The organism is Rhodoplanes roseus (assembly GCF_003258865.1).
Taxonomy (GTDB): domain Bacteria; phylum Pseudomonadota; class Alphaproteobacteria; order Rhizobiales; family Xanthobacteraceae; genus Rhodoplanes; species Rhodoplanes roseus.
On sequence record NZ_NPEX01000577.1, the window covers coordinates 1 to 1253 of the forward strand.

General features: G+C 72.5%; 3 protein-coding genes. 1 reads left to right on the forward strand and 2 read right to left on the reverse strand.

What is annotated here, in order from left to right:
- Positions 1-139: 139 nt before the first annotated feature.
- Positions 140-445: a hypothetical protein gene (locus CH341_RS31360; RefSeq protein WP_111423613.1), complete on the forward strand. Its 306-nt coding sequence runs from the start codon at positions 140-142 to the stop codon at positions 443-445.
- 120 nt (positions 446-565) lie between these two features.
- Here the strand turns inward: CH341_RS31360 and CH341_RS31365 are convergent, their stop codons facing one another.
- Together CH341_RS31365 and CH341_RS34685 are read right to left on the reverse strand one after the other, a co-directional pair.
- The gene (locus CH341_RS31365) at positions 566-883 is read right to left on the reverse strand and encodes a putative quinol monooxygenase (protein WP_111423616.1); all 318 of its coding nucleotides are present in this window, start codon (positions 881-883) and stop codon (positions 566-568) included.
- A 166-nt stretch (positions 884-1049) separates the two neighbouring features.
- Positions 1050-1253: SRPBCC family protein (locus CH341_RS34685; protein ID WP_170149889.1), on the reverse strand; the 204-nt coding region annotated here is incomplete at its 5' end.

Below are 1253 nucleotides of genomic sequence, written 5' to 3' on the forward strand. Positions count from 1 at the left end.
GACTTCGCGCCTGCGGCGCGAACCCCGACCTCTCCGCGCTGGGGAGAGGTGAAGCGAGGGCGCGGCGTCGTGGATGACGTGGGCGTCGGCGCGTGCTGTGATGCGGTCGGACCCGATCGCCACGACAGGATTTTTGGGAATGACACCTGCGACCAAGACTCTTCTGATCGCCCTCTCGGCCGCGATGGCGGCGGCCGTCGCGACGCCGGCGGATGCCGGGCGGGCGCGCGTGACGGTGCGGCCGGTGGCGGTGCATCCGGCGTGGCCTGGCGCCTGGGCCGGGACGTGGTACGGCGCATGGAGCGACGGCGGCGGCCCCGCGGTCTACGGCCGCGCCCTGCGCACCACCGTGTATCCGTACGGTCCGCGCGGCGACGGCGTGCGGGGCTACTGGTATCCGACCGTCGTGCGCGGCGCGTGCGCCTACGGCTACGTTTGGTGCTGACGAGCACGTCATCGGCGCCACGGCACGCGCCGCCCCGATCGGGCGCGGCAGCCGGACGCGTCGCGCATCGAGACCCGGACGCCTCTGCGCTCCGTCCGGGCTGCGAGCCGCGGCGCGGCTTTAACGCGCCTTGGCGTGGAAGCCGATCGGCGCGAAGTGGCGGGGCACGCGCTTGGCGATCATCGGGCCGCTCACCTCCCAATAGGTCTTGAAGTGCGGCGTCTCGCGATGGGCCGCCAGCGCGGCGGCGTCGTCGTAGACCTCGTAGAGCAGGACGTGGTGGGGATCGCTCTCCTCGAACAGCACGTCGAACTGGCGGCAGCCGGGCTCCTTCACGCTCGCCGCCGCATTGGCCAGCGCGGCGGCCTTGAAGGCCTCGTAGGCGGCCGGGACGATGTCGAGCTCGACCGCGTTGATGTAGGGCGTGGACGCAGACATGGGGACCTCGGGGCGGGGGGAGACGGCGGGGCGCGCAGTATGGTCGGCCGCACCGGGAGGGACAAGGCGCGAGGCGGAATGGCGCAGGGGCGAACGGCGAATAGGGAGTGGCGAATAGCGAGTGGCGAACAGGGAGCCGCCGGGCCTCGCACTCTTTCGCTGCTCGCTACTCCCTACTCGCCACCCCCTCCTCCGCCGCCACCGTCTGCTCGAGCGCTTCGGCGAACTCGCGGAACAGATAGGCGGCGATGTCGCGGTAGATGGCGGTGCCGCGCACGTAGCGGATGATCGAGCCGGCGAGCGTGAGGTCGGTGGCGACCGCGACGCGGCTGCCGGCCGCGGTCGGCTCCAGCCGGAAGCCGACCACGGC